The organism is Lysinibacillus sp. CNPSo 3705 (assembly GCF_028674935.1).
Lineage (GTDB): Bacteria > Bacillota > Bacilli > Bacillales_A > Planococcaceae > Lysinibacillus.
Window position 1 is genome coordinate 22,263 of the sequence record NZ_JAQZSD010000033.1, and the last position, 25,279, is coordinate 47,541.

Consider the following 25,279-nt stretch of genomic DNA (forward strand, 5'->3'; position numbering starts at 1 on the left):
TTTCGGAAGGATTAAGTGAAATTGAAAAAGATCTCTCTGGAAAAGGAATAAATGAAATATGTAGTTTGGATTTTTAGGGGCTAATCACCGAAAGTTGGGCTTAAAGAGCATTGGAATAAAGTGTCCTTGGGATAGCGGCATAAAAGTGATAAAATATTTTCTTGTATAGAATGTTAATTAATGTTAGGCGACTTTTAGACAGTTACTTGAATGATAAGCAGAGAGTAATGAAAGGTGCTATAATATTAATTACTAGAATATGGAGAAATGGGGGGCGACGAAATGGAAGTATTTATCGGCAGACAGCCTATTTTTAACCTTCATGAACAAGTCGTTGCGTATGAATTATTATATCGTAGCAAAAACGTAAATGCTTTTCCGATAGTCGATCCAGATGCTGCAACAATCGATGTACTAGTAAACTCATTTCTTTCAATTGGCATTGAAGAGGTAACAAAAGGTAAACCTAGTTTTGTTAATTTTACAGAAAACTTACTTAAGAGTTCCTTAAATGAATTTTTAAATCCATCACAAGTTGTTATTGAGATTTTAGAGAATGTCCCTATTACAACTCAGTTAGTCGAGAGAGTTATTGAGCTAAAATCATATGGATTTCAAATTGCATTAGATGATTTTATTTTGGATGATAAAGTACAAATTTATGATGAGTTATTTCCTTATATCGATTTTATAAAAGTTGATTTTTTAGTATCACCGTTATTGGAGCGCATGGAAATTGAAAATAAAGTGAAAGAAAATTTCCCTCACATAAAACTACTGGCTGAGAAGGTTGAAACACGTAATCAATTTGAAGTGGCAAAGCATTCTGGCTATGAATTATTTCAAGGCTATTTTTTTGAACAACCTCAAATCATTACAGCTACCGATATACCTGCTAATACTATTCAATATTTATATATTATTACGCTATTAAAAGAAGAGGAACCGAATATACAATTATTAGCTGATAATATCGAGCGTGATATTTCTTTAACGTATAAATTATTGCAAATGGTAAATAACTCAGAGCTACGGTCTAAATCCAAGGTACGTTCGATAAAACAAGCAATTATATTACTTGGCGTTTCAAATTTACAAAAGTGGATTTATTTATTGGCAATGCGAGAAATTGATAGAAATGCTGAAAATGATCTTTTTAAAGAAGTCATGCGTACTTCTTTATTTAGAGCAAAGGTTTGTGAGAAATTAGCCAAGCTTTCCTATAAGAAAAACTTCTCTGAATATTTTTTAGTCGGGATGTTTTCGTTGATAGACACTTTGTTGCAGAGACCGCTGGATGTTATTTTACAGCAGCTACCTTTTTCAGAAGAAATAACAGAAACGATTTTAGGTAATCAAACTGAAATGACACCTTATTTGGAATTCAGTATTGCGTTAGGTAAATTAGATTGGACCACTTTAGAAAATTTAGCTCCACAGCTCAATATGAATTTCACAAATATTGATCTTTTATACAATGAAGCAATGGAGTGGGCAGAAAAATCTTTATAAAACAAGGATTTGTTTTTATCTTCAATGTCCTGTAGTGGGATTTATAGTTACGTATATATTTTAGTGAAAAGTCAAAAATAAGCTATTTTAAAATTCTTTTTAAAATAGCTTATTTTTTATGTTTCTATTGGTCGCATCTTTTGTAGTAGGGGATGACATTTGTTAAAACTTATGCTAGGTATATAATTGATTGGAGTGGAGACTGGGCGACTCCTAGGGGTCAGATTATACCCGCGAGTGAAGGCACATTAGACACCCCAGGAAGCTTTGCTCTGCGCGTAAGCGGAGTGTCAGCAACGAATTGCCCTGTTGGAACAGAAATCAACCACACGTTATGGTGATGAACTCATGTTTCCTTCATCAAGGCGAAGTTCTCAATGCGAATACTATTTGCTATAATCATCTCGTATTTAAAAGATTCTGATAGTTGAAGTGGGTGGGGAAATGAGTCGAATTCGTGGTGTAAGGGAAAGCATTGTGGAGTATATGTACGTCATCGTAGGAGCAGCAATTATTGCTATTGGCTTTAATGTATTTTTACTGCCAAATCAAGTAGCTTCTGGCGGAGTAAGTGGGATTAGTACAATTTTACACGGTTTATTTGGTTGGAATCCAGGCTTTATCCAATATGCATTCAATATTCCATTATTTATAGCAGGTGTAGTCGTACTTGGGAAAAAATTTGGAATCAAATCGTTTATTGGAACAATAACATTACCGTTTATTGTATTACTAACGAATAGTTGGGGGCCTTGGACAGATAATCCTTTACTCGGTGCACTTTTTGGGGGAATTGTGGTCGGTTTAGGAATAGGACTTGTCTTTAAGGGGAATACTTCTACTGGTGGCACTGATTTACTAGCACAAATAATTACAAAGTATAGCGGCATATCGCTTGGTACAAGCGTACTTTTAATTGATGGGATTATCGCGATTAGTGCAGCAATTGTTTTTGACTTAGAGAAAGGTTTGTATGCCCTAATTGGACTTTATGTTACTACAAAAACGATTGATATTATTCAGCTCGGCTTAAGTCAGTCTAAAATGGTTTACATTATTACGATGAAACAAGATGAAGTACGTGATGCCATTTATGCCGAGATTGATCGGGGAGTGACAAAGTTGCCTGCTATAGGTGGTTATACAAGTGAAGCACGACCAGTGCTCATGGTTGTTGTTTACCAAACAGAATTCACAAAGCTGAAACAACTCATTAAAAACGTTGACCCATCAGCGTTTGTTATCGTTTCTGATGCTTATGAGGTGTTAGGAGAAGGTTTCAAACGTGCATAATTTTGGTATAATGTCGGGGAAAGATACTTATTTACTTTTAGGAGGGGCCCTAATGAAAAAGGCAATGTTAACTTTAGCGATTGGTTCAGCAATCTTCTTAGCTGCTTGTGGCGGAGGTAAAACAACTTCAACTGAAGGTTCAAAAACTGCTACTCCAAATGGCGAAACAATTGCTATGAAATCTTGTATCGCTTGCCATGGTAGCGAGCTACAAGGCCAAAATAATGCACCAAAAATTAGCGATGTAGGCTCTCGTTTAACAGAAAAAGAAATTTTAGATGTTATTGAAAATGGTAAAGGTACAATGCCTCCAGGTGTTGTTAAAGGTGCCGATGCAGAAGCAGTTGCCAAATGGTTAGCTACTCAAAAATAAAACGAAATGAAACTAGCGGGCTGGAGAACCGCTAGTTTTTTATATTTTGTAGATTTCTTAGTCAGGGCAGACAGAGTGTAAATACATTTCTTTTATACATAGACATGCTAAAATAAGGTGAAACTGCAATCATTAGGCTGATTGCTAGTTAACTTAAACATATTCGATTCCTTTGAATGGAGGCTACTAAACATTGGTCGTAGTATTAACAAGAGACGTTATGGAGAAATTTAAGTTAGAACTATTAGCTGGTGAGGAAGGAATAGGAAGAACGATTGTTACTAGTGATATTTCAAGACCTGGGCTCGAGATGGCGGGCTATTTTACGCATTATCCTGCAAACCGAGTGCAATTGCTAGGAAAAACAGAACTATCCTTTTTTGAAATGCTGCCTTCAGATGTGAAACTGGAGCGCATGCGTCTTCTATGTTCGCAGGATACACCAGCTATTATTATTTCTCGTGATTTAGAGGTACCTAAGGAACTTATACAGGCGTCTAATGAAAAACATGTACCTGTATTTAAAACGCATATGACAACAACGAAATTTTCGAGTAGGCTAACTAACTATTTAGAAGGTCGCTTAGCACCAATGACTGCTGCTCACGGAGTTTTAGTTGATGTATACGGCATCGGTGTGCTAATTATCGGAAAAAGTGGTGTAGGGAAAAGTGAAACAGCACTAGAGCTTGTCAAGAAGGGGCACCGTTTAGTGGCTGATGATTGTGTTGAGATTCGTCAAGAATCAGAGAATTTTTTAATTGGGAGTCCACCTCCTCTTTTAGAACACTTACTCGAAATTCGAGGCATTGGTATTATCGATATTATGACACTTTTTGGAGCAAGTGCGGTACGACCGTACAAGCGTATCACATTAGTTATCGAATTAGAAATATGGGATCCAGAAAAAGTATATGATCGTCTAGGTTTAGAGGAAGAAAAAATGAAAATCATTGATACGGAATTAACAAAGTTAACGATTCCTGTAAGACCTGGACGTAACGTGTCTGTTATTATTGAAGTAGCAGCAATGAACTATCGTTTGAAAAAGATGGGTGTTAATGCAGCCGAGGAGTTTTCTAGACGATTAGATGAAGTCATTTCATCAGCAGATGAATTGGACGACTAATCGTTTTTACCTTTTTCAGCGAGTATTTTTGTACCGAAAGCGTAGCGACAGGTACCGCTAAAATAGAGGAACTGAGGCTAAAAACTTCACATCCTATGAAAACGCCTAAGTGTCCAATATCGTGTTGGCCTAAGCAATCGATGTCACGGAAATCGAAAAGTTCTTTGTACAAGCACAAAGTCGATTCCGGACGGAATTATGCTGAGGCATTAGAATTTTTTTGCAAATGTAATGAATTGAGAGGAGTATAAGATGGACTTGTTATTATTAGAAATTAATCCGATTGCTTTCCATTTAGGACCTATCCCTGTTCGATGGTATGGGTTACTAATCGTATCGGGTATTATTTTAGCTTATGTTGTAGGACAAAGAGAGGCTGTGAAGAGAGGCTTACCCGAGGATTTTCTTGCGGACTTATTACTATGGGCTGTTCCTATATCTATAATTTGTGCACGTATTTACTATGTTACGATGCGTTGGGATTATTATAGCGAAAACCCTGGGAAGATTATTGAAATTTGGAATGGTGGTATCGCTATTCACGGTGCTCTTATTGGTGCATTTTTGACAGCTTACATATTCACTCGTAGAAGAAATATTAGCTTTTTACGAGTAGCGGATATTGCAGCACCGAGTATTTTAATTGGGCAAATAATTGGCCGATGGGGAAATTTTATGAACCAGGAAGCTTATGGTGGTCCAGTATCACGTGAATTTTTAGAACATCTCATGCTACCGGATTGGATTATTAATCAAATGTATGTTGAAGAATTAGGGACATATGTACATCCTACTTTTTTATATGAATCCATCTGGAACTTTATTGGGCTAATAATTTTATTAGTTTTACGCAAAGTAAATTTAAATCGTGGTGAACTATTCTTCAGCTATTTAATTTGGTATTCGATCGGTCGCTTTTATATTGAAGGCATGCGTACTGATAGTCTATATTTAGTAGGAGATTTACGCTCTGCTCAGGTTGTTTCAATCCTAGGTATTGTAGTAGGGCTTGGCGCGATTATTTACCGTCGTATAAAAGAAAAACCTGCCGTAAAGTATTTAGATAATAAATAAGGGGTGCAAAGCATGACTTTAAAGGCATTACTATTTGATTTTGATGGTACATTACTTAATACAAATGATTTAATCATTCAAACATTTATGCATGTTTTAAACGAGCGATTTCCCGGGCAATATTCGCCAAAAGATTGTCTGAAATTTCTCGGACCATCCTTAAAACAGACATTTTCTGACATTGCTCCTGGTGAAGAGGAAGCAATGATTGCTAAATATCGTGAATATAATGAATTACATCACGATGAGCTTGTCACTCAATATCCTGAAGTCGTATCTACTTTAGAGCAATTAAAGGCAATGGGCATCAAGTTAGCGATTGTATCTACAAAACGTAATAAGATGATAGATCGGGGTCTGTCCGTACTAGGTGCAAGTCATTTATTTGACATTCGTATTGGCACGGATGATGTAAAAAATGTAAAGCCTGACCCAGAACCAGTTTTGCTTGCGCTTGAACGTCTTGGTGTAAACAAGGAAGAGGCCATTATGATTGGCGATAATTCTCATGATATTATGGCTGGGCACAACGCTGGAGTTAGAGCAGCTGGTGTCGCATGGGCTTTTAAAGGTGAGGAATACTTACAGCAATTCAAGCCGGAATATATGCTGCATCATATGATGGATTTATTTGAAATTGTGAAAGCGGGGTAAGTAAATGGCACGTAAAACAGAACGCTACCGTGTCGAAGGAGCAAACTCGCTTTGGAATATTTATGATACGGTGTCCTTTTGGAAGGTGATGAAGTGTTTCGTTGTCATTCAAATTGGACGCTTCACACCATTTTTACGTGTGAAAAACTGGCTCTATCGATCTTTTTTAAAAATGGAGATTGGTGACCAAACTTCCATAGCTTTAATGGTGATGCCAGATACAATGTTTCCAGAACGTATTCATATCGGTGATAATACCGTTATAGGCTTCAGTACGACTATTTTGGCGCATGAATATTTAATAGAGGAATATCGCCTTGGAGATGTTCATATTGGCAATGAAGTAATGGTTGGCGCCAATTCAACGATACTACCAGGTGTTACGATAGGTGACGGTGCGATTGTGTCAGCTGCAACCCTTGTGCATAAGGATGTGCCAGCTGGCTGTCTAGCAGGCGGTAATCCTATGCAAATAATTTATACAGCTGAACAAATGGCGGAGCGCAAACGCAATGAAGTAGTGGAATGGTGCGCGCCGAAAAAATAATAACAACTACACTGTGCATGCTTTACTGTGCACAGTTTTTTTGTTGAAAAGTAGGACTCTCCGGCAAAAAGAGGGGTTGATTTTCCGTTCCGACTGGGCGCTTTATCGCTGCCGCTTCGCTTTCGCAGAAGGCAAAGCTTCCTGAGGGGTCCTTTTAGTTTATCGGAACACTTTTATAATTTATCCCCCAACTTTTGAATTTTATCGACTAACTTTCATGTTTTATCACTCAACTTCTAAATTTTATCGACATCCGACACACGAAGCCTTTACTCGCATGATTCGCTATACAAAGGGAATCAAAAATGTACTTGGTTATTTATTTCAATGTTTATACAAACTTGCTTTGCTGAATACGTTTTAATTTATTTATTTTCGAGTATAATTAACAGAATAATCAGTATTGAAATTATTTGATAATTTAGGTGAGTTGCATTGACTAGCGAGAAGAAATAAGTTAGAATTCTTTCATAATCTAATTCTCTAATACTCTAGTGAGTTAAAGTGGAACGTGAGGAAGTGTTAAAATTGTCGTCGATTAAAATGTTTGAAAAACCACTTGGAATGCGCGATACATTTCCGCAAATTTTTGAAAAGGTAGAGGCTGTAAGAAATACAGGGCGAGAGTTTTTATGCAGAAGAGGCTATGAATTTATTAAAACGCCTGCAGTCGAGTATTTTGATACAGTTGGCAAAGCATCCGCGATAGCCAATGCGCAATTATTTAAATTAGTAGATGGCCAGGGCAACACGTTAGTACTACGACCTGATATGACAACACCGATTGCACGAGTAGCAACATCAAAATTATTAAAAGAGATGATTCCCTTACGCCTTGCTTATTTTGCTAGTGTCTTTCGCGCACAGGAAGCGGAAGGTGGACGCCCAGCAGAATTTGATCAGATGGGAATTGAGTTAATTGGAGACAATTCCGTATATGCGGATGCTGAGGTTATTGTGACAGCAATGGAGTTATTACAGCAATTGGGATTAACGAAATTTAAAGTGACGATCGGACATGCGGGTATATTAAATTGCATTTTACAAGATTATACAGAAAGCATTGATCAACAAAATATACTTCGGACGCTACTTGTACAACGCAATTACGTAGGGTTTGAAGACGCGGTAGAATCATTTAATTTACCTAAAACAAAATCTGATGCATTATTGCAATTTATTGAAGAAGCAATGCATTTAAAAGAAATTCAAGATATTGAAAAATATGTGCGAAAAAATGACGCATTAGAATATATGCAACAGCTCGCTAAGCTACTTGAAATGGCAAACTTAGCGGATTATGTAGCCTTTGATTTTACACTTTCTAGCCACATGAGTTATTACACAGGCATGTTATTTGAAGTGTTTGCAACCGGCAGTGGTTTTCCATTAGGCAATGGGGGACGCTATGACGGATTGCTGGAGGTATTTGGCTCAAAAGTAGGTGCTACAGGATTTAGTATTCGTGTTGACCGCCTATTAGAAACAATTGATGCCCAATCTCATGAACGACAAGAAGCTACAGTCGTACTATTTGAGGAAGAACAATTTGAAGCGGCTCTTACGAAAGTACAGACGCTACGTGTACCCGGTAAACAGGTTACCTTACAGTTAAGGAGTAGCCTTGTCGATGAAGAAGCTTTTTTAGCACACTTTACAGAAGTAGTTGTGGTGGGACAGGAGGGCGTTGACGGTGAATGAATTAACGATTGCTATGCCGAAGGGACGCATATTTGACGAGGCATATGAAATGCTTTTAGAAGCTGGCTTTAATTTACCAGAAGAAGTCGAAATGTCTCGTAAATTAATGCTTGAAATTCCAGAAGAAAAAATACGTTTTATACTAGCAAAGCCAATGGATGTTCCTGTTTATGTTGAGCACGGTGTAGCGGATATTGGTATTGCCGGGAAGGATGTTTTGTTAGAACAGCAACGAGAAGTGCATGAATTGCTGGATTTAAAAATAAGTACTTGTTATATCGCATCAGCAGGCTTACCTGATACGACGATGAATGAAATTGCACCAAGAATAGCGACGAAATATCCTAATATTGCAATGAAATATTATAAGGGTATTGGAGAGCAGGTTGAAATTATTGAGCTAAATGGATCGATTGAATTGGCGCCCATGATTGGCTTGGCAGATCGAATTGTTGATATTGTTTCAACGGGCCGGACATTGAAAGAAAATGGCTTAGTGAAGTATGAATTTATTACAGACGTATCATCACGCTTAATTGCCAACCCAGTAAGCTATCGCATGAAGAGCGATCGTATTATCGATCTTGTGAAACGTTTGAAAAAATGCGTTAAATAAAAATGTCAACTGTCTGGAAGAGGCACATTCCTAGATTTAAAGGAGATTAATCCTATGAAAATAGTAAAGCTAGAAAAAGGTATTTCCTTAAAACGACCACTGGAAGGTGGAAATGAAGAACAGTTAAAGATTGTACGTCAAGTATTGAAAGATGTTCGCGCACAGGGTGACACAGCCATACGTTTTTATACAGAAAAATGGGATGGCTTTGCCCCTGACTATTTACGCGTAACGAAGAAAGAGATAGAAGAGGGCGCTAATACAATTGATCAACAGCTTTATGCTGATTTAACAGAAGCTGCTCAAAACATTCGCCTTTATCATGAGCAGCAAAAACGTGCAGGTTATCGCTTGGAACTGACAGATGGTTCATGGCTTGGACAACGCATTACGGCTCTCGATGCAGTTGGTCTTTATGTTCCTGGTGGTACAGCAGCATACCCTTCTTCGGTCTTGATGAACGTTATTCCTGCACAAGTTGCTGGTGTCCAGCGCATTGTTATGACATCTCCAGCAGGTCGCGATGGAAAATTACCTCCAGGTGTGCTTGCTGCAGCGCATATTTTAGGAGTAGAAGAAATATACAAAATCGGTGGAGCTCAGGCGATTGCAGCTCTTGCGTATGGTACAGAGACTATTTCTCCAGTTGATAAAATTACGGGTCCAGGAAATATTTTTGTAGCATTAGCAAAACGTGAAGTGTTTGGTGAGGTAGCCATTGACATGATTGCAGGACCAAGTGAAATTGCCGTGTTAGCAGACGATACAGCATTTGCTGATGAAATCGCGGCCGATCTTTTATCGCAGGCTGAACACGATAAATTAGCTTGTGCCATTTTAGTAACGACTTCTGAGCAATTGGCTATAAAAGTAGCTAATGAAGTGGAGAAGCAATTAACGATTTTACCACGTGAAGAGGTAGCACGTGCATCGATAGAAAACTTTGGTGTCATTTATGTGGCTGAAACGATGGTAGATGCCGTAGATGCCATTAATTCGCTAGCGCCTGAGCATTTAGAAATTGTCACAAAAAATGCGGAGGCTGTAGCTGAGCAAGTACGACATGCAGGGGGGATTTTCATTGGCCGTTATAGCTCTGAACCAGTTGGTGATTACTTTGCAGGGACAAATCATGTGCTGCCAACGAATAGCACTGCACGCTTTGCAAGTGGCTTAAATGTCGATGATTTTGTGAAAAAATCGAGCGTCGTTTTTTATAGTGAAAAAACTTGGGCAGAAAACGCACCGAAAATTGCACGCCTAGCACGTATGGAAGGCTTAGAGGGTCATGCGCGTGCAGTGGAATCACGTGGCTGGGAAAAGGGGTAATACAATGACTGAAAAGAAACGATATGCAAAAGTTGAACGTACAACAAATGAAACGCAAATTTCTGTAGCAATCGATTTAGATGGTGAAGGGAAAGCAAATATTAAAACAGGTGTTGGCTTTATGGATCACATGCTTGACCTATTTATTAAACATGGGCTTTTTGATGGGACGATAGAAGCGAATGGTGATACGTATATAGATGATCATCATACAACAGAAGATCTAGGAATTGTCTTAGGCCAAGCTATTCGTGAAGCGCTCGGTGATAAAAAAGGAATAAAGCGTTACGGCACAGCATTTGTGCCAATGGATGATGCACTTGCACAGGTCGTTGTAGATTGCTCCAATCGTCCTCACTTAGAATATCGTGTGCCACAGTTGAAGGAAAAGGTCGGTAGTTTCGATACTGAATTAGTACATGAATTTTTGTGGAAGTTTGCACTCGAGGCTCGGATGAATGTTCATGTGATTGTACCTTATGGCCATAATACACATCATATTATTGAAGCTATTTTTAAGGCGTTAGCACGTGCCATTGACGCAGCAGTGGAAATCGATCCACGTGTTAAAGGTGTACCATCGACTAAGGGGCTGTTAACGTGAAAATAGGTGTTATTGATTATGGAATGGGGAATTTATTTAGCGTTGAACAAGCATTAAAACGACTTGGCTGTGAGGTTGTTGTTACGGCTAACGACACAGTGCTAGACGCAACAGATGCACTGTTGCTTCCTGGTGTTGGAGCGTTTCCTGATGCCATCAAACGTTTAGCTGAAACGAATTTAGATCAATATTTACACAAGGTGAAAGCAGAAAATCGACCACTTCTCGGAATTTGCTTAGGCATGCAATTATTATTTGAGCAAAGTGAAGAAGTGTCCCCAACGAAGGGGCTGGGTTTTTTTAAAGGCAGCATTAAACGATTTACTGGTGACAGCGCTGGGCAAACGTATCGAGTGCCGCATATGGGATGGAATGAGCTCGTCGTGACAAAGCATCCTTCTTGGTTAAATGGTGAAGTAACGGCAAAACATGTTTATTTTGTGCACTCATTTTATGCAACTGATATCGAGGAAACGGAGCTTGTCGCTTATGCGGATTATCATGGTATTAAAGTTCCTGGCATTGTGGCAAATGGCTCTATTACGGGCATGCAGTTCCATCCTGAAAAGTCAGGCGAACTAGGTGTTCATTTATTAGAGCAATGGTTGAAGGGGGTGGCATCATGTTAACAAAGCGCATTATTCCATGTCTTGATGTGAAAGAGGGACGTGTTGTCAAAGGTGTACAGTTTGTGTCTTTACGTGATGCGGGTGACCCAGTTGAGCTTGCTAAGTTTTATGATGAGCAAGGGGCAGATGAGCTTGTGTTTCTAGATATTTCAGCATCACATGAAGGACGTGAAACAATGGTGGATGTCGTACGGCAAACTGCAGCTACATTAGCCATCCCATTCACAGTAGGTGGTGGAATTCGAACGTTAGATGATATGAAACGTATTTTACGTGCAGGTGCCGATAAAGTATCAGTGAATACTTCTGCTTTAGAGCGTCCAGAGCTTATTAAAGAAGGTTCTGACTTTTTTGGCGCACAATGTATTGTTGTAGCTATTGATGCCTGCTATAGCGAAGAAGATGCCACGTGGATGGTTTATACGCATGGGGGCCGAAACAAAACAACATGGCGAGCAACTGAATGGGCGAAGGAAGCGGTTCGCTTAGGTGCAGGTGAAATTTTATTAACGAGTATGAATCAGGACGGTGAGAAATCCGGTTTTGATTTAGCGTTAACAAAAGCTGTGAGAGAGGCTGTGACAGTTCCTGTTATTGCAAGCGGCGGTGCAGGGAATGCCGAACATTTTTATGAGGTATTAGCTGAAGGTATCGATGCAGATGCAGCACTTGCAGCATCCATCTTCCATTATAAAGAAACGAGCGTAGCACAAGTAAAAGAATACTTACGTGAAAAAGGAGTGACAGTAAGATGATTGACAGCATTAAATTTGATGAAAAAGGTCTTGTCACTGCGGTTGTACAAGATGCAAATACAAAAGAAGTACTAACTGTAGCGTATATGAATAAAGAATCTCTAGAAAAAACGCTTGAATCAGGAGAAACATGGTTTTTCTCACGTTCACGTCAAGAGCTCTGGCACAAAGGGGCAACGAGTGGTCATACGCAAAAAGTGGTATCTATCAAGGCGGACTGTGATGGTGACGCATTAATTGTGGAAGTAATTCCTGCTGGACCGGCTTGTCATACTGGAACAACTTCTTGCTTTACGGAGATTATTCAGCACAATGCCAAGGTCGGATCTGTTGAGATTCTTTCTAAACTCGTAAAGGTCATTGAAAAGCGCGAGCAAGAAATGCCAGAAGGGGCGTATACTACATATTTGTTCGATAAAGGAATCGATAAAATTTGTAAAAAGGTTGGAGAAGAAGCAACTGAAGTTGTCATAGGTGCAAAAAATCGCGATGCAGAAGAAGTGAAATGGGAGGCTGCCGATTTAATGTATCACTTACTAGTATTACTGCAAGAGCAAAAAGTAAGTATTTATGACGTGTTACATGTGTTAGAAAAACGTCACGAGGAGAAATAACGGCATATTGCTTATTGTATGTTATAATAGAAGTTACTGTGTAAAGGAACGTATAATACGTTCCTTATTTCTTGTTTCGGAGGAAATATTTTGGAAAAGAAACGTCAAAAAGAGACTCAAACGAATATAGTGTCGTTCATTCCAACAGGCGACTATTATTATAAAAAATCAATTCAAGCAATGAATAGCGGACAAATGAATAAAGCCTATAAATATTTACAGCGAGCAGTTGATTTAAGCCCTGATGATCCGATGATTTTATTACAATTAGCGATAATAGAGTTAGAGGGTCAACGTTTCGAGGAAGCGTATGATCTACTTCGTCGTGCTTATCAAATAGATAAAGACAATCCAGAAATTATTTTTTACATGGCAGAGGTTTCAGGATGTATTGGGATCATACATGATGCTAAACGTTTTGCAGAGCAATATTTACAAATAGAGCCAGAAGGTGCCTATGCAGATGAAGCTGCTGAAATATTAGAGTTTGTTGATTTTGAGCAGGATGATTTTGAGGAGCTTGAAGGTTCAGCTGAAGATTTATATCGGCAAGAACAGGCGAGACGCTGTATGGAAAAGGGAGATTTCCCTGAAGCTATTAAAATGCTAGAAAACTTAATTGAAGATAGACCAGATTTTTGGTCGGCTTATAATAACTTAGCCCTTGCCTATTTTTATGTGGGTGAAGCAGAACAAGCGAAAGCGCTGCTAAACACTGTATTACGTGAAAATAAAGGGAATTTACATGCACTATGTAATTTAACGGTTATCGCATACTATGAAAAAAATGAAGAAGATTTAAAGGATCTTTTAGAAATACTTGTGAAAATTCAACCATACTTATGGGAACATCGCTACAAGCTGGGTGCAACATTAGCGCTCGTTGGACAATATGATTTAGCATTTAAATGGTTACGTAGCATGCAGAAAAGAGGCTATGTAGGCGATGCTGGCTTTTACTTTTGGTTATCACATGCCGCTTATTTCTCAGGACATGAAGAAATTTCAAAAAGTACATGGGAGCAGCTACTTGAGCTAGATCCCGATAAAGAAGGCTTTGAACCTTGGCGTCAAGAAGAAAACAATTATTCACTTGATGCATTAGAACATGACCGTGATTATATTGTAGAAAAGCTAGAGAGCGAGTATACAAGTGAACGCATATTTGGTTTGTTTTTATTAAGCTGTACAGCACATAAACAGGAAATTATTGCGCATCCAAAATGGATAGATGTTGACCAATTTAATGCGTATGAAAAGCTATTCCTCGCTTATGCACTAGGACATCAATTTGATATGAAAAACAAAGTAGAGGCTAGCTTTATACGAGCAGTAAGTGTGCCAGAAATTTTACTAGAACAGTATGATAAGCTAACGACATTAATTGCACCAATGTTCCAAATGTGGTTTGTGCTTTGCGAGCAAGCATTGATGAACAATTATCGTTTTACAAATCCAGCAGCTATTGCAGGAGCAAATGATTATTTATTCCGTTCTTCCCGAATGCTCAAGGTGACAAAAAAAGAAATCGCTCAGCAATACGGAGTGTCAGTGTCAACTTTATCGAAGTATATTGAAGAGATTTTAATGTTCTTACCAGACACTCATAATTAGACCGTGAGCAACATAGTTGAATAACTTTTTACTTTCACATACGATGAACATACTAACATTATTATAAAAAAGTAAAAAATCTGTTTAGGGGGAAGTATTTATGTCAGAAGAAAAAATTTATGATGTAGTAATAATTGGTGCAGGTCCTGCTGGGATGACTGCTGCTGTTTACACATCACGTGCCAACCTTTCAACTTTAATGATTGAACGTGGGATCCCTGGCGGACAAATGGCAAATACAGAAGAAGTAGAAAACTATCCTGGGTTTGATACAATTCTAGGGCCTGAGCTATCTACAAAAATGTTCGATCATGCTAAAAAATTCGGTGCAGAGTATGCATATGGCGACGTAACTGAAATTATTGATGGTGAGGAATATAAAACAATAAAATCAGGTACTAAAGAATATAAAACACGTGCAATTATTCTTTCTACAGGTGCCGAATATAAAAAAATGGGCGTGCCTGGCGAAAAAGAACTTGGAGGCCGTGGTGTCAGCTATTGTGCAGTATGTGATGGTGCATTCTTCAAGCAAAAAAATCTTGTTGTCGTAGGTGGCGGGGATTCTGCTGTTGAAGAAGGCGTTTATTTAACTCGCTTCGCTGATAAAGTAACAATTGTACACCGACGTGATAAATTACGTGCACAAAAAATTCTCCAAGATCGTGCCTTTGCTAATGAAAAAATTGATTTCATTTGGAATGCAACAGTGAAGGAAATTAATGAGGCTAACGGTAAAGTTGGAAGTGTAACATTACAATCAACTGTAGATGGTACAGAATCTAATTTTGCTACTGATGGCGTATTCGTATACATTGGTATGCTTCCATTAACAAAACCATTTGAGTCTCTAGGCATTTTAAATGATGCTGGTTATATTGTGACAAATGATAATATGGAAACGACAGTACCAGGTATCTTCGCAGCTGGAGATGTACGTGAAAAATCACTTCGTCAAATCGTTACAGCAACAGGGGACGGAAGTATTGCAGCACAAGCAGTACAGCACTATGTGGAAGAATTATTAGAAAAAATTAATGCTTAATAGTGGATCATTGAAAAGGGCAATCTCCTTTCAAAATGGGTGTGCATATTTTAGTAGAATGCCCAAGATCAATATTTTGAGGTAAAAAATACAATTTTAATACGGTCTTAATATAGTTGTAACTTGAATGACATATAAAAGGTGTAATATATAAATTGTAATTAGCAATCCCCCTTTTATTTTGTTAAGTAGGTTGTTTCCATCAATTAGGTGGAGCAGCCTATTTTTGTTGTGAACGGAAATTTTTATGACTGAGTTTCATATGTTTGAGTAAAGGTTAAAAACAGTATCGATAAAGTTAAAATTGCAAATGACGTAAAGTTTAGAATTGAGGACAAACCTTGTTTGGTCTTGCTATAATAAAAGGTAGAATGCAAAAGAGATTAGAGGTGTGCCTATGCAAAGAATTGCAAATTTAATAGCCGTAAAAGACGGTCAAGTGTTATTACTTCAGAAGCCGAGACGTGGCTGGTACGTAGCTCCTGGCGGTAAAATGGAGAGCGGTGAATCGATTTATGAGGCTGCAGTACGGGAGTTTAAAGAAGAAACAAATGTCACACCAATAAATGCTCATTTAAAGGGTGTTTATACAATGGTTATTAAAGAAAATAATGAGGTAGTGGACGAATGGATGCTTTATACATTTGTTGCAAAGGATGTAGAAGGAGTACCGTTTAAAGAAACTAGAGAAGGCGAACTTGCATGGCACCCAGTAGAGGATTTGAAACATTTGCCAATGGCTGAAGGTGATCGAACAAACTTACAATTTGCTATCTCACAATCAGGCATTCAGTACGGTACATTTGAATACACAACTGAATTTGAATTACTTCATGAGAAAATACAAATATCAATCGAACAATAAAGGAGCTGCATGACAGTGGTGGTTGAAGGACCAAAAGGTACAAGTGAATTGGTTATTATTACAGGAATGTCTGGAGCTGGGAAAACAGTAGCTATTCAAAGCTTTGAGGATTTAGGGTATTACTGTATTGATAATTTACCACCAGCGTTACTTACAACATTTTTAACCTTACTAAGGGATTCGGGTAAAAATATTACACGTATAGCAGCTGTCATGGATATGCGTGGTGGCGACTTTTTTGATTCTCTTATCGGCGCTCTCGACCATATTCTTAAAGAAGGTGACATCGTTGCACGTATTTTATTTTTAGATGCAGATGATGCAGCTTTAGTTAGACGTTATAAAGAGACAAGACGTGCACATCCATTGGCTGTAAATGGTTTACCATTAGATGGCATTAAACAAGAACGTAAGCTTTTATCCGAAGTAAAAGGTCGCGCTAAATTTGTCTATAATACATCTAATATGAAGCCTAAAGAGCTACGTGAAAAAATCGCTAAAGAATTTGCCAGCGATGCTGATAATATTTTCTCGGTAAATATTATGTCTTTCGGATTTAAACATGGTATGCCGATAGATGCCGACTTAGTTTTTGATGTCCGTTTTTTGAAAAATCCATATTATGTAGAAGAGTTACGCCCCAAAACGGGTTTACAAACGGAGGTATCTTCTTATGTTTTGGCACTTGAGGATACGCAAACACTTATTCAAAAACTAACGGATTTGTTTGAATTTATGATTCCGCTCTATAGACAAGAGGGCAAATCACAACTTGTCATTGCCTTTGGATGTACTGGAGGACAGCATCGTTCAGTAACATTAGCAGAGTATTTTGGGGCATATTTAGCTGGAAAGGAAAATACTGTTATTACACATCGTGACATCAATCGTAGAAAGGATTGAGTGAATGGGAAAGAAGCGAACAAAGCTTGTTGTAATTGGTGGTGGTACGGGGCTTTCTACGTTACTACGAGGACTCAAGCACCACCCATTTGATATTACTGCAATTGTGACAGTAGCAGATGATGGTGGTTCTTCAGGACGTTTACGAGATGACTATGATATTCCACCACCTGGTGATGTCCGTAATGTGATCGCGGCGTTATCGGATGTTGAGCCGCTTGTAGAGCAAATGTTTCAATACCGATTTTCTGCATCAGAAGATTTACGTGGGCATTCATTAGGTAATTTAATGCTGACTGCTTTAACAGATATTACCGGGGATTTTAACCATGCTATTAGTGAGATGGGAAAGGTTTTAAAGGTCCATGGTCGCGTCATACCAGCTGCCAACAAAAAGATAAATTTACATGCTGAGCTTGAGGACGGTTCAATCATTGAAGGGGAATCTAAAATTCCAAAGGCAAAAAAACGAATTAGTCGTGTTTTTTTAGTGCCTGAAAATGTGAAACCGTTACCAGAGGCTATTCGAGCAATTCATCGTGCTGACTATATTTTAATTGGTCCAGGAAGTTTATATACAAGCATTATTCCAAACCTTCTTGTAAAAGGAATAGGAGAAGCTGTTGTAAAGGCTAAAGGAAGAAAAATTTATGTTTGTAATTTAATGACCCAAAAAGGTGAAACCATTTCATATACAGCAGGTGATCATGTTAAAGCTATCTATAAACATGTTAGTGACTCCTTCATTGATTCTATATTGGTGAATGATGTAAAACTCCCTCATCCTGTAAAAGAGCTTTATAAGGAAGAATGTGCTGAGCCAGTAACATTCGACGTTGCAAAGCTTGAAAGTATGGGATTAGAGGTTATTAAACGGGATATTGCCACGATTCGACCAGATGGGACGGTACGTCATAATGCTACAAACGTTGCGAAATGGCTTGTAGATTACGCAAATATCTATGAACAAGAAGTTAGTGAATCATAAAGCGCTTATTGTATATGATAAGATGAACATATACATAGAACAAAAAGTTGAAAGGAGGGCGTGATATGTCTTTTGCTTCAGAAACGAAAAAAGAGTTAACGCAAATAGAAGCGGACAATCATTGTATGAAAGCAGAAGTATCTGCCCTAATTCGTATGAATGGTTCATTATCCTTTGCTAATAAACAGTTAAGCTTAGACGTACAAACTGAAAACGCTGCAATCGCAAGAAGACTTTATACGATTATGAAGAAGTTGTATCCGTATAATGTAGAGTTACTTGTTAGAAAAAAAATGCGTTTGAAAAAAAATAACGTATACATTTGCCGTGTAAGAGAAGGTGCGCGTGAGCTACTGATTGATTTAGAAATCATCTCAGACGACTTTCAATTTAATCATACTATTTCTCGGAAGCTCATTAAAAAGAGTGGTCAAAAAAGAGCATACTTACGGGGTGCTTTTTTAGCTGGTGGCTCTGTCAACAATCCAGAAACATCTGCCTACCATCTAGAAATTTATTCATTATATAAAGAGCACGGCGAGGCCTTAATGGATTTAATGAATGAATTTGAGCTAAATGCAAAAACAATTGAACGAAAAAAAGGCTTCGTAACTTATTTAAAAGAGGCGGAAAAAATTTCAGATTTCCTTAACATTGTTGGAGCGCATCAAGCAATGATGAAATTCGAAGACGTCCGCATATTGCGAGACATGAGAAATAGTGTCAATCGCATAGTCAACTGTGAAACAGCAAACTTGAATAAAACAATAGGCGCAGCATTACGTCAAGTAGAAAATATCCGATTTATTGAAAATGCAATAGGTTTAGATCAATTGCCAGAAAAACTACGCGAAATTGCACGATTACGCGTAGAATACCAAGATGTCACACTAAAAGAACTTGGTGAAATGGTATCAAGTGGAACGGTTAGTAAATCCGGTGTCAATCATCGATTACGGAAAATAGATGAAATAGCCGATGCATTAAGAAGCGGAGAAAAAATTGGTGGTTAAATTTTCATACTTTTCAGGTATGAATGTGAAAAGCGTAATCGCGTATTGTTCTTTTGCTAGTAAGTAAGGTAAGATAAAAATAATAGATGAACGGTAGTAAAGGGGAGTTTTAAGAATGACCGAGAGAAGAGTCCATGTAAAATTAAAATTAGGACTACAAGCTAGACAAGCAGCACTATTTGTACAAGAAGCAAATCGTTTTAACGCAGATATCTTTCTGGAAAAGGACGAGAAAAAAGTAAATGCTAAATCCATTATGGGTGTTATGAGCTTAGCCATTGCAAAAGGAACAGAGGTAGTACTTAGTGGCGATGGCAACGATGCTGAGCAAGCGGTTACAGCATTAGCAGCACTAATCGAAAAAGAAGATTAAAAAACTATGACGCAAAAACTGTCCAAACAGTAAAACTTACATGTTGGACAGTTTTTTTTGTGTTTTTGCACTGATAAATAGGTCCTGAAAGTTAAGCCAAAGCGATGGATATTATGGCGAAGCGATGGAAGGAAAGGTCAGGCGGCGGAAAGAGTTAAAGTGATGGAAAGGGTAATCAAAGCGCTGGAAAGAGAAGGATACGACGGAAAGAAAAAGATGCAACGGAAAGAGCCAAAGTGATGGAAGGAAAAGGCTACGACAGTAAAATGTCAGAGCGATGGAAAGAAGACGTTGCGACGGAAAGAAGAGCCGAAGCGACGGAAAGAAGAGCCGAAGCGACGGAAAGAAGAGCCGAAGCGACGGAAAGAAGAGTCAGATCGACGGAAGAAGACGCTGCGACGGAAAGAGGAGTCAGAGCGACGGAAAGAAAGTTCGAAGCGACGGAAAGAAGAGTCAGAGCGACGGAAAGAAGACGCTGCGACGGAAAGAAAGGCTGAAGCGACGGAAAGAAGAGTCAGAGCGACGGAAAGAAAGGGCGAAGCGAAGGAAAGAAGACGCTGCGACGGAAAGAGGAGTCAGAGCGACGGAAAGAAAGGCCGAAGCGACGGAAAGAGGATTCAGAGCGACGGAAAGAAAGGCCGAAGCGACGGAAAGAAGAGTCAGAGCGAAGGAAAGAAGACGCTGCGACGGAATGAAGAATCAGAGCGACGGAAAGAAAGGTTGAAGCGAAGGAAAGAAGAGTCAGAGCGACGGAAAGAAGAGTCAGATCGACGGAAGAAGACGCTGTGGCGGAAAGAAGGCTGAAGCAACGGAAAGAAGAGTCAGAGCGACGGAAAGAAAGGTCGAAGCGACGGAAAGAAGGGTCGGAGCGACGGAAAGAAGGGTCGGAGCGACGGAAAGAAAGGTCGAAGCGACGGAAAGAAGACGCTGCGACGGAAAGAAGTCCATCAAACCAATACAGTTAATGTCGAACAAAAAAAGACATCCCAGAAATAATCTGGGATGCCATTAACTTTTTTATTTACGTTCCATAATTTGGTCGATTAGGCCGTATTCTTTTGCACGCTCAGCTGTCATGAAGTTATCGCGGTCTGTATCTCTTGCAATGACTTCAAGTGGTTGACCAGTGCGTTCCGATAAAATTCCATTTAATTTTTCACGTAAGAATAAAATACGTTTTGCAGCGATTTCGATTTCAGTTGCCTGACCTTGTGCACCGCCAAGAGGTTGGTGAATCATTACTTCAGCATTTGGTAATGCGAATCGTTTACCAGGTTCACCAGCAGCAAGTAGGAAAGCACCCATAGATGCTGCCATTCCGATACAAATTGTTTGTACTTGTGGCTTGATAATTTGCATTGTGTCATAAATTGCCATACCAGCAGTGATAGATCCACCTGGTGAGTTAATGTAAAGGAAAATATCTTTGTCTGGATCTTCTGCTTGTAGGAATAGAAGTTGAGCAACAATTGAGTTAGCAACGTTGTCATCAATTGCACTTCCTAATAGGATGATACGATCTTTTAGTAGTCGTGAATAGATGTCATAAGCACGTTCACCACGACTTGTTTGTTCAATAACTGTAGGAATTAAATTCATGTTAAATCCTCCTTAAAAAACTAAATTCGAATACTTTTGCTGAAAACTTCCTTGGTAATTCAGCTGTATCCTTATCATACACATTATAGTCAGGGAAGGTCAAATATTAACCCTGTTAAAGTAAAATAAATTAAATCAATTTTGCCTTAGCGTATTTATAGTGCTGCCTCGCTTTCGCCACAGAAACCATTTGCCGCCGCCGCCTCGCTTTGGCCACAAAAACATTGGATGCAATAGCCTCACCCTCGCTCAGAAACCATAGGATGCTACCGCTTCGCTTTCGCAACAGAAACCATTGGATGCGCCGCTTCACTTTGGCAACAAAAACATAGGATGCAAATGCCTCGTCCCCGCTCAGAAACCATAGGATGCTACCGCTTCGCTTTCGCTCAAAAAACATTGGATGCAATCGCTTTGCTTTTCGCCACAAAAAACTTGGATGCAATCACATCGCCCTCGCCTAGAAACCATTAAATCTTACCGCCTCGCTGTGCTACAAAAAACATTTCCCATTACCGCCTCGTTCCACGCAAATAAGGAAGTACCGCAAACGCTTTGCTCTCACGTAAATAGATACTGTCTCCAAAATTTAAAGGGTATCAGCATAATTCACAATCTGTGATATCCGTCTGTAGGTTATCTTTTTTTCGTAGGTTTTTGATACTTATTGGATGAAGATAAAAAAAGTTAAAATGTTTTGCATTCTATAGTTGAAATATGGGCAATAGGTTTGTATAATTGATAAGGTCACATAAGTTAAAGTACAGTACACTATTTTGCAGGTATGCTTCACATGAGGGTTATCTACATCATGCTTTTCTAAAGCCTAGGGTGAGTACTTTTTTTTTTGTTTAATTGCCCTCGTGGTGTAATGGATAACACGTAAGATTCCGGTTCTTGCACTGGGGGTTCGATTCCCTCCGAGGGCGCCATTTTACTGATTATTTGATTTACTTTTATAACTCAATTCTCCTAATAAGTAGTTTAGCAGCCTGCTTAGTGGGGAAAAGAGAAGGGAATATAATGGAAATATTGCCTAATAGGCATTATTCCCGTATATGTTCCTTTCAAACCTTCAAAAAAGCAACAACTCCAAATTATTTTTAGTGAACATACTGTACGTGAAGACTAGTTATACTAGTCGAAAAAAAGAATCCTATCTGAGGGGATTCTTTTTTTTTACAAATAGTCTAAAAATAGCACCAGGATGAATGGCAAAACATTCACTCCAGGTGCTATTTTTAGTTATTCGATAGGTGATCGGCTTGACTTGGCGAATCCATGAACGAAAAGCATTAAAACATTAAACAAGAGCAGCCCCTGGGTGATAGTGACCACAGGTGGGGCTGCTCTTGTTTTTTTAAATTAATGAAGGGGATTTGTTGTAGTGCTGTATGCATTAAGCATTGTTTGCATATCTTGTTGAGAAAATTGAGGTACTTGATAGTAGCCATGCATATTTTGGTATATAGATAATTCGTATGCCATTTCAATGCAGTTGGGAATACTATCGGCAATAACGCGACGAACAACAGGGTTTGTAGTTTCTGTTGCTGCTGCAGTCATACCTTTTGCCACACCTTTTTGAGCGCCAAGTAAGAAGCCAGAAATACATTCATCGCTGAGCTCATTTGCATTTTGCATTGGCTTTTTAGGTTGGCCAGGAGTTAATCCATATTTAAAATTATTTCCTGTCTCCATTTGATAGCGACCTGTAGGAACAGATGGATCATGACCTGTGTTATAAGATTCCACAATTGTGTTATACATACCTAATGTGAAATTATATTGGCGATCCAAAATACTAAGTAACTCTGTGTCCTTAACATGTGGACGTAAAACAATGGATTGATTCATACAAGCAATGATTGCACCGATTGTTTCATGTAAGTCCATTTGCTCATGTCCACCATGATTTAGGCTTTGTTGTTGATTAAACGATGTTTGGTTTGATGATTCGTTTTGAAACGATTGTGTCAAAAAAAGCGCCTCCTAAATATCATAGTTTGTTACAGTATTAAGTATGGCACGTTAGAGAAATTTCATACGGTATTAATGTATTTGCATATATGTAGAATAGGGATGTTTTTTTTGCTGCACATTAATGGTAAGAAAAAAGAAAGGCCTATCATGGATGATAGCTAAAAGAAAGCGAAGGAGGTTTTTACATTGAAAAAAATAGTTGGACCTGTAGGAATAATCGTTATTATTTTAGTTGTATTAGCCTTACTATTTATTCCAAAATACAATAGTCTAGTAACGGCAGAGGAAAGCGTAGATTCGAAATGGGCGCAAGTTGAAAATCAGCTACAACGTCGCTACGATTTGATTCCGAACTTAGTAGAATCTGTAAAAGGTTATGCTAACCATGAGAAAGAAGTGATCGCTAGCATTACAGAGGCACGTGCACAAATGGGAAGTGCTCAAAGTCCAAAGGAACAGGCGGTTGCCAATGATGCATTAAACGGAGCACTTAGTCGATTACTAGTAGTCGTGGAAAATTATCCGAATTTAAAGGCAGATGCAAATTTCCGTCAATTAATGGATGAATTAGCTGGGACAGAAAATCGTTTAGCGGTGGCTCGAGAAGATTACAACAATGAAGTGCAGACTTTTAATAAAACGGTTAAACGTTTTCCAGGCAATCTTATTGCAGGGATGTTTGGTTTTGAACAGAAAGAATACTTTAAAGCAGCTGCGGGTGCTGAAAAGGCACCATCTATAGATTTTGGCAGTACCGGTAAACAATAATGAAACGGTTAATATTCCAACTTGCTATTGTTAGCATCATGTTTATTCTGTCTATAACAATGGCGGATGCCGCAATGCCGACACCGAAGAAAAATACGTATATGCATGATTTTGCTAATGTTTTATCAACATCCGTTAAGGAAGAACTAAACCACTATTCAGAGCAGCTAGACAAAGGCACAGGTGCTGAAATTATGGTCGTAACAGTAGATACGATTAACGGAGAAGAACCAAAAATGTATGCAACAAAAATGATTCGTTCATGGGGTATTGGCGATGCGCAAAAAAATAACGGTGTTTTAATTTTAGCAACTTTTGGACAGGGCGATGGCAATAATGATGTCGTCATTGCTGTAGGCCAAGGTCTAGAAGGAGCATTACCTGATGGCAAGTTGGGGCGCATTTTAGATACAGCGTTTTATCCAAATGCAAGAGCTGGGGACATTAATAAGGCATTCAAAGCAACGTACGCAGAAGTATTTCAAACTGTCGCACACGAATACAATTGGGATGGAAAGATGCCTGAAAATACAGCTGACAATGAAGAAATGCCAACGTGGATGATTATTTTAATCGCTATCATCGTACTTGTTATTTATACATTTATTTCTAATGGTAGAGGAGGAGGGCCTCGTTCTGGTAGACGTGGCGGTTTTCCGGGTGGTTTTCCAGGTGGATTCGGAGGTGGCGGTTCTAGGGGCGGTGGATTTGGCGGATTCGGAGGCGGCTCATCTGCTGGTGGAGGAGCAAGTCGGAAATTTTAACTTCAGATGCCTGCTTTATGTAACGTAAGTGAGCTAGCTGGCAGTTACAAGTGTTTTGGTAGCGACAGACTTCCTTTATAGGCGGAAGCTTCCGGTGGCACAACTGTTTATAGTGAAAAAGTGAACTCAATGCAGTTCGCTTTTTTTATTGGTTTAAAAGGGAAATATACTTAATTATTATCAATTATTGACAATAGAGATAAAATTGCTATAATTCAATTATATCGACAAACGATATAACATAAACTGATATATGGAGGAATCATTTTGAAGAAGAGATTTTTATCAGCATCATTAGCGGTTATTTTAACATCATCTGCTGTCATTCCTGTATCTATGCAGGAAGTGCACGCTGCCAATGAAACTAGCAGTCAAGTAGAAGTAAAAGAGGAACGTTTATCTGCTAAGGAATTTTTAAATTTAACTGTAACAGCCCTAACATTCCAACATGGATCAGAGACAATGCGTCAGCAAATCATTGATACGTGGGTAAAAGGCGAGGAATTAAAAGATTTAAGTGTCCATATTAAACGT

The 25,279-nt window shown here is 38.6% G+C and carries 27 protein-coding genes, 1 tRNA gene and 1 pseudogene; 27 read left to right on the plus strand and 2 right to left on the minus strand.

Annotated elements, in window-relative coordinates; all coding sequences use genetic code 11:
• Nucleotides 1-282 precede the first annotated feature (282 nt).
• From PVA17_RS14890 to PVA17_RS15000, 23 genes are all read left to right on the plus strand, one after another.
• On the plus strand, nt 283-1,512 hold the full coding sequence (locus PVA17_RS14890; protein WP_132362040.1) for an EAL and HDOD domain-containing protein: 1,230 nt from the start codon (nt 283-285) through the stop codon (nt 1,510-1,512).
• 444 nt (nt 1,513-1,956) lie between these two features.
• Nucleotides 1,957-2,805, plus strand: coding sequence for a YitT family protein (locus PVA17_RS14895; protein ID WP_274068118.1), 849 nt, complete (start codon nt 1,957-1,959; stop codon nt 2,803-2,805).
• A gap of 52 nt (nt 2,806-2,857) precedes the next feature.
• Nucleotides 2,858-3,178 (plus strand): cytochrome c551, encoded by a 321-nt coding sequence (gene cccB / locus PVA17_RS14900; protein ID WP_132362036.1) that lies wholly within the window; start codon nt 2,858-2,860, stop codon nt 3,176-3,178.
• 193 nt (nt 3,179-3,371) lie between these two features.
• Nucleotides 3,372-4,307 carry an HPr(Ser) kinase/phosphatase gene (gene hprK, locus PVA17_RS14905; RefSeq protein WP_132362034.1) on the plus strand — a complete coding sequence of 312 codons (936 nt, stop codon included), beginning with the start codon at nt 3,372-3,374 and terminating at the stop codon, nt 4,305-4,307.
• 252 nt (nt 4,308-4,559) lie between these two features.
• Entirely contained in the window at nt 4,560-5,381 is an 822-nt protein-coding gene (gene lgt / locus PVA17_RS14910) for a prolipoprotein diacylglyceryl transferase (protein WP_132362032.1), read from the plus strand.
• 12 nt (nt 5,382-5,393) lie between these two features.
• Entirely contained in the window at nt 5,394-6,035 is a 642-nt protein-coding gene (gene ppaX, locus PVA17_RS14915) for a pyrophosphatase PpaX (protein WP_274068119.1), read from the plus strand.
• A gap of 4 nt (nt 6,036-6,039) precedes the next feature.
• Nucleotides 6,040-6,582 (plus strand): acyltransferase, encoded by a 543-nt coding sequence (locus PVA17_RS14920; protein WP_274068120.1) that lies wholly within the window; start codon nt 6,040-6,042, stop codon nt 6,580-6,582.
• Between the two features lie 528 nt (nt 6,583-7,110).
• The gene (locus PVA17_RS14925) at nt 7,111-8,283 is read left to right on the plus strand and encodes an ATP phosphoribosyltransferase regulatory subunit (protein WP_274068121.1); all 1,173 of its coding nucleotides are present in this window, start codon (nt 7,111-7,113) and stop codon (nt 8,281-8,283) included.
• Nucleotides 8,276-8,899, plus strand: a complete 624-nt coding sequence (hisG, locus tag PVA17_RS14930; protein ID WP_132362024.1) for an ATP phosphoribosyltransferase — start codon at nt 8,276-8,278, stop codon at nt 8,897-8,899. Before PVA17_RS14925 ends, hisG begins: the two co-directional genes overlap by 8 nt.
• A gap of 54 nt (nt 8,900-8,953) precedes the next feature.
• Nucleotides 8,954-10,228, plus strand: coding sequence for a histidinol dehydrogenase (gene hisD, locus PVA17_RS14935; protein ID WP_274068122.1), 1,275 nt, complete (start codon nt 8,954-8,956; stop codon nt 10,226-10,228).
• Nucleotides 10,229-10,232: 4 nt separating this feature from the next.
• Nucleotides 10,233-10,832 carry an imidazoleglycerol-phosphate dehydratase HisB gene (gene hisB / locus PVA17_RS14940; RefSeq protein ID WP_100544051.1) on the plus strand — a complete coding sequence of 200 codons (600 nt, stop codon included), beginning with the start codon at nt 10,233-10,235 and terminating at the stop codon, nt 10,830-10,832.
• Complete coding sequence (hisH, locus tag PVA17_RS14945) at nt 10,829-11,461, plus strand: imidazole glycerol phosphate synthase subunit HisH (RefSeq protein ID WP_274068123.1); 633 nt, start codon at nt 10,829-10,831, stop codon at nt 11,459-11,461. The genes hisB and hisH overlap by 4 nt, the downstream gene beginning before the upstream one ends.
• Nucleotides 11,455-12,216 (plus strand): imidazole glycerol phosphate synthase subunit HisF, encoded by a 762-nt coding sequence (gene hisF, locus PVA17_RS14950; protein WP_274068124.1) that lies wholly within the window; start codon nt 11,455-11,457, stop codon nt 12,214-12,216. The genes hisH and hisF overlap by 7 nt, the downstream gene beginning before the upstream one ends.
• Nucleotides 12,213-12,830 (plus strand): bifunctional phosphoribosyl-AMP cyclohydrolase/phosphoribosyl-ATP diphosphatase HisIE, encoded by a 618-nt coding sequence (gene hisIE / locus PVA17_RS14955; RefSeq protein WP_132362014.1) that lies wholly within the window; start codon nt 12,213-12,215, stop codon nt 12,828-12,830. Before hisF ends, hisIE begins: the two co-directional genes overlap by 4 nt.
• Before the next feature lie 90 nt (nt 12,831-12,920).
• On the plus strand, nt 12,921-14,444 hold the full coding sequence (locus tag PVA17_RS14960; protein WP_132362012.1) for a tetratricopeptide repeat protein: 1,524 nt from the start codon (nt 12,921-12,923) through the stop codon (nt 14,442-14,444).
• Nucleotides 14,445-14,544: 100 nt separating this feature from the next.
• Complete coding sequence (trxB, locus tag PVA17_RS14965; protein WP_132362010.1) at nt 14,545-15,489, plus strand: thioredoxin-disulfide reductase; 945 nt, start codon at nt 14,545-14,547, stop codon at nt 15,487-15,489.
• A 397-nt stretch (nt 15,490-15,886) separates the two neighbouring features.
• Nucleotides 15,887-16,354: an 8-oxo-dGTP diphosphatase gene (locus PVA17_RS14970; protein WP_132362008.1), complete on the plus strand. Its 468-nt coding sequence runs from the start codon at nt 15,887-15,889 to the stop codon at nt 16,352-16,354.
• 9 nt (nt 16,355-16,363) lie between these two features.
• Complete coding sequence (gene rapZ / locus PVA17_RS14975) at nt 16,364-17,257, plus strand: RNase adapter RapZ (protein ID WP_132362006.1); 894 nt, start codon at nt 16,364-16,366, stop codon at nt 17,255-17,257.
• Between the two features lie 4 nt (nt 17,258-17,261).
• Nucleotides 17,262-18,245 carry a gluconeogenesis factor YvcK family protein gene (locus PVA17_RS14980; protein WP_132362004.1) on the plus strand — a complete coding sequence of 328 codons (984 nt, stop codon included), beginning with the start codon at nt 17,262-17,264 and terminating at the stop codon, nt 18,243-18,245.
• 65 nt (nt 18,246-18,310) lie between these two features.
• Nucleotides 18,311-19,258 (plus strand): DNA-binding protein WhiA, encoded by a 948-nt coding sequence (gene whiA, locus PVA17_RS14985; RefSeq protein ID WP_132362002.1) that lies wholly within the window; start codon nt 18,311-18,313, stop codon nt 19,256-19,258.
• Nucleotides 19,259-19,373: 115 nt separating this feature from the next.
• On the plus strand, nt 19,374-19,631 hold the full coding sequence (locus PVA17_RS14990) for an HPr family phosphocarrier protein (RefSeq protein WP_132362000.1): 258 nt from the start codon (nt 19,374-19,376) through the stop codon (nt 19,629-19,631).
• A 291-nt stretch (nt 19,632-19,922) separates the two neighbouring features.
• Entirely contained in the window at nt 19,923-20,435 is a 513-nt protein-coding gene (locus PVA17_RS14995) for a hypothetical protein (protein ID WP_274068125.1), read from the plus strand.
• A complete protein-coding gene (locus PVA17_RS15000; RefSeq protein WP_274068126.1) occupies nt 20,417-20,596 on the plus strand; it encodes a hypothetical protein in 180 nt (59 codons plus the stop codon). The genes PVA17_RS14995 and PVA17_RS15000 overlap by 19 nt, the downstream gene beginning before the upstream one ends.
• Nucleotides 20,597-20,648: 52 nt before the next feature.
• On the opposite strand, the gene clpP is transcribed toward PVA17_RS15000, so the two are convergent.
• Nucleotides 20,649-21,230, minus strand: a complete 582-nt coding sequence (gene clpP, locus PVA17_RS15005; protein ID WP_132361998.1) for an ATP-dependent Clp endopeptidase proteolytic subunit ClpP — start codon at nt 21,228-21,230, stop codon at nt 20,649-20,651.
• Nucleotides 21,231-22,087: 857 nt separating this feature from the next.
• On the opposite strand from clpP, the gene PVA17_RS15010 reads away from it, so the two are divergent.
• Nucleotides 22,088-22,162 (plus strand) — tRNA-Arg (locus tag PVA17_RS15010).
• Between the two features lie 433 nt (nt 22,163-22,595).
• On the opposite strand, the gene PVA17_RS15015 is transcribed toward PVA17_RS15010, so the two are convergent.
• On the minus strand, nt 22,596-23,210 hold the full coding sequence (locus PVA17_RS15015) for a spore coat protein (protein ID WP_142509288.1): 615 nt from the start codon (nt 23,208-23,210) through the stop codon (nt 22,596-22,598).
• Between the two features lie 189 nt (nt 23,211-23,399).
• Here PVA17_RS15015 and PVA17_RS15020 point away from each other — a divergent pair, with 189 nt between their 5' ends.
• From PVA17_RS15020 to PVA17_RS15030, 3 genes and pseudogenes are all read left to right on the plus strand, one after another.
• Complete coding sequence (locus tag PVA17_RS15020) at nt 23,400-23,981, plus strand: LemA family protein (RefSeq protein ID WP_132361994.1); 582 nt, start codon at nt 23,400-23,402, stop codon at nt 23,979-23,981.
• Complete coding sequence (locus tag PVA17_RS15025) at nt 23,981-24,745, plus strand: TPM domain-containing protein (protein WP_132361992.1); 765 nt, start codon at nt 23,981-23,983, stop codon at nt 24,743-24,745. The genes PVA17_RS15020 and PVA17_RS15025 overlap by 1 nt, the downstream gene beginning before the upstream one ends.
• Nucleotides 24,746-25,012: 267 nt before the next feature.
• Nucleotides 25,013-25,279: pseudogene (locus PVA17_RS15030) on the plus strand (S9 family peptidase); the annotation flags it as partial.